We start from the raw sequence: 3,772 nt of genomic DNA, 5'->3' as shown, positions 1-3,772 counted from the left end.
ACTGCCGAAGGAGAGAAATTGCAGAAGAAGTATGTAAATGGCCCTGTTACAATGATTACTGCCTACAATAAAGGCATTGAATATGTTGGCCGGCATGTGGACACCCTGCAAGTGCAATATATCCAGACCAGCGAGGGCCGTGCCTGGTTTGACGGCACTAAGTTTATTTATGAGTATAATTTAACAGATCATTTAGGCAATGTTCGAGCTACCATTGATGCTGATCCTGCAGATGTGACCCAGCGTACTGCAAGATTGGTGCAGGAGAATAGTTACTATCCTTTTGGTATGGTGATGCCGGGTACTGATATCAATTATACAGCGGGCAATAAGAATAATTATTTGTTTACCGGAAAGGAATTCCAGGAAGAGTTGGGAGAATATGATCATGGTGCAAGGTTTTATGATCCTGCAATAGCGAGATGGAGTGTGGCGGATCCTTTGGCTGAGCAGTTTTATGGGGTGTCTCCTTATAATTATGTGTTCAATAATCCGATGGGATTTACAGATCCAACGGGGATGGCTCCTGAGGATAGACCTAATGGTGGTTATTATGATAGTAATGGCGGATATGTTGTTGAGGTTTATCTTGAGGAATATTTCAAAACAATGACGCAGTACAGGGAGATGATTAGAAACGGAAGAATCCAGGAACGAATAGATGCAATAACTAAACAATTGAATGGTCCGGGATGGGGACCTATTGATCCTCTTGAAACTGAGAAAGCAAAAAATGAAAGGTTAAAACGAGAAGCATATAATAAAAGTAATATGTTATATACTTCAAAAAAAGGTAACTTTGGGAATAATGTTAAAAATCCAAGAGCATTAGATTATTCAACTGTTGGTAAAAATCTCGGAGGAGGTACTTACGCTGGTGGAGATAATCCTCGTAATAATGACGGTTCTTATTCATATACTTATGTTCCTACAAAGCCTTTTGATCCTCCTGGTATCGGTCACGATAGAAGATATGATAATTTGAAAGCCGTTGGGCTTATTTCGTTAATCGCAGATCATAGAGCAATTGGAGCGGATTGGGTATTCGTTAAGGAGCAACTACTAGTTGCAGGAAGACAAGATATTAGTAGTAAAGATAAAGTTAAGGCATATTTTATTGGAACGGGCTTAGGTTTCTTTTCGCTGACTAAAACTATTCATGCATTAAGTGCTCCAGGAGGGATGACTTATATACAGAGATCGTATAAAATAAGCAATGTGAATGTTACAAATGAGCCAGATAAATAAGATGAAGAAAGCAGAAAAAATTATTTTAGTAATTGCACTTATAATTGTAGGTATTATTATTTATAAATTTGGAAACATGTTCTCTGCAGGAAGCTATCCAAATGCTAAGATATATGAAATTGATCGCAGTGAGGCGAATATAATCAAAGCAGTAAAACTCTTTAAACAGAAAAATTCTAAATATGTTGTTCCAGATCATATAGGGCTAAAGGACGGACGAGATAAGTCAAATGAACATTGGTATAAATTATACTTTTACTATCCTGATACCAAGGAGATTATTTTTGCATGGTTAAGACCTACTAATTCACAATCAACATCTTTCGCATTAGTAAGTATCAATCAAGGTAGTGAATTAGGAAATTGGAAAGATATTAATAAGGATTTTAGATACTTTGAGAACAAAGCTCAATGTGATAAATTTAAAAAAAATATTCTTCAACCTATAAAAAGTATATTGAAAAAATAGAGATAAACAGTGATTTTTTATTAAAATGTCAGGCACGGGAATATAACTACGACCAGTGTTTTATAGATAAAGATTACATTCCATTGGTTCGAGATATAATACAATATATATATGCAGAATTCTCTTACATTCCATTTTATTATTTGAGGAAAAGGGTTAAAGCATTATCAGTACCTGGTGCTGAAGCAATTGACAATATAGACGCATGTGTATTTCAAGCTTTATTCTCAAATGAAGATTTAGCAAAATATAAATTTAAGGGAGACATATTTTATGAATAACTTTAAAAGTTATAATTCTACTCTTCATAATGTTTGCGGCTTGCAATAGAGGTGAATATTCAAATAAAAAGAAAAATATGACAGATAACAATAGGCATATGAGTAACGGAAATTCTTCGATCGATATTAACGTTATAGGTTTGGATGGAAAATCTACTGTATTATTCTCTAATAACGATGCTATAATAATTGGTCTTAATAATAAGCCGTTTGCTTTATTTGCTAGTTCGGACTTTAAACTATCCGAACTCCCACTTGATTTATCTAATCAAATTTCATCTTTATCTAGAATGCTGTTGAAATCTGAATTAAATAAGAAAAATGTCAAGGAGCCCAAGACACTCCCTGACTGGCTATTAAAATTTACAAGCGTCGATTATTTGACTCTGAATGATATTAAAATTTTAAGTCTGCAAACGTTAAATTTACCCAAACTAAGATACTTGGTTTTGAATGATGTCTCCTTTGAAGATCGTGCAGTTATTATAAGTGAATTTCATATCTTCAAATCGTTAGAATACCTAGTTCATAATGATATATTTACTTCGTCTGAAATTGCATTAATTAAAAAGTCATCTCCAAACATTAAAGTAATGTCTGAATATGACTTTAACAAAGAGATAGGAGATGGCGAGGTAGCTATTAATTAGTTATCAATTTTAACGTAATAATAGAGATGCCAGTCAGGGGACACAACATCCAGCTTTGTGGGGCGCTGTTAAAAATGTTGGGTTTACAAATGTTTTAGGGATTGGATACGGGGGAATGCACAGCTTTTTTTCATAACAAGAGGAAAAGATATAGGTGTGCATGCCACGTATAGTTTCGGTGCTAGATTGGGGCCTGATGTAGGTGTTAGTGCGACAGGTTTTTCCGGATATTATGTAGGAGAAGATGTTCGAAATGCGGATCACAATAGTTTGTTAGGTGTAGATATATCGGAGAACTTTTCTGGAATTACTGGAGGTGCTTGGTCTTCATTGGACTCAAAAAATAGACCTACATGGGTTGCCACGAATTCTGGGTTTGCTGCAGGGTCAACAATTTTGAAATTTGGAGGGTCAGTGGGAGTTTCAACAAAAGTGTGCAGTTAATACCTACTATACTGGCCGTTTCTTACCCTACAAACTGTCCCCTCAATTACACATTAAAGTGGTCGTTTTAGTCTTTAAAGTGCTTTTTTGTCTCTTGGGTAAGTAATGTTACCAACAGTGAATTGATGCCTTTAAGAGGCGCTGAGAAGAGATGAGTGTTGCTTCCGATAGGAACAAGGATAGACTTATAAAGAGGCTTAAAACGTCTTATTTTGAGGGTGCGGATTACGGCTCAAATTGGGAGGGATTGGAGGATATTAAGTGGATTATTAACTTTGAAATCAAAAACGGTCGATCTAGACCTACGCTTCAAACCTCATCAGGCGGCCACGTTGGATTGAAAAGAAGGGGCCACATTCATTGTAATATACAAATGTAAGAAAATTGAATAGATATGCTTTGCTGAGCGGGGTGAGGGAAAAGATCGACAGCTTGGTTTATGATTATGAAGGGGGTCGGCATGTAAAGATCGATGACCTGAGCGGGGCTTCATCAGGGGTGAAGGCACTGGGCTTCAACGACCAGGCGCAGCAGGCCACTGAATATGTGTATGACGGGAATGGCAGGCTGATATCAGATGTAAACAAGGGTATTACTGCTGTTGCTTACAATGCGGCAAATTTGCCGGATGAGATTACCTGGACTTCAACTAATAAATTGGCCTACCAGTATACTGCCGA

At 36.5% G+C, this 3,772-nt stretch carries 4 protein-coding genes; all 4 read left to right on the top strand.

What is annotated here, in order from left to right; genetic code table 11:
* A partial coding sequence (locus tag FA047_RS20350) for an RHS repeat domain-containing protein (protein ID WP_136837941.1) occupies nt 1-1,248 on the top strand: 1,248 nt, incomplete at its 5' end.
* A 1-nt stretch (nt 1,249) separates the two neighbouring features.
* Complete coding sequence (locus tag FA047_RS20345; protein WP_136837940.1) at nt 1,250-1,717, top strand: hypothetical protein; 468 nt, start codon at nt 1,250-1,252, stop codon at nt 1,715-1,717.
* Between the two features lie 358 nt (nt 1,718-2,075).
* Nucleotides 2,076-2,648, top strand: coding sequence for a hypothetical protein (locus tag FA047_RS20340; RefSeq protein ID WP_136837939.1), 573 nt, complete (start codon nt 2,076-2,078; stop codon nt 2,646-2,648).
* An 828-nt stretch (nt 2,649-3,476) separates the two neighbouring features.
* Nucleotides 3,477-3,772, top strand: a 296-nt coding sequence (locus FA047_RS20335; protein ID WP_449415937.1) for a hypothetical protein, incomplete at its 3' end; no start/stop codon positions are given.

This window comes from Pedobacter frigoris (assembly GCF_005116445.1).
Classification (GTDB): domain Bacteria; phylum Bacteroidota; class Bacteroidia; order Sphingobacteriales; family Sphingobacteriaceae; genus Pedobacter; species Pedobacter frigoris.
The sequence above is the reverse complement of the archived record's forward strand: the minus strand, read 5'-3'. Positions and strand labels throughout refer to the sequence as shown.

Excerpts from the sequence above, each read along its gene's own strand:
- FA047_RS20345 (WP_136837940.1), top strand. The coding sequence starts at position 1,250 with ATGAAGAAAGCAGAAAAAATTATTTTAGTAATTGCACTTATAATTGTA.
- FA047_RS20340 (WP_136837939.1), top strand. The coding sequence starts at position 2,076 with ATGACAGATAACAATAGGCATATGAGTAACGGAAATTCTTCGATCGAT.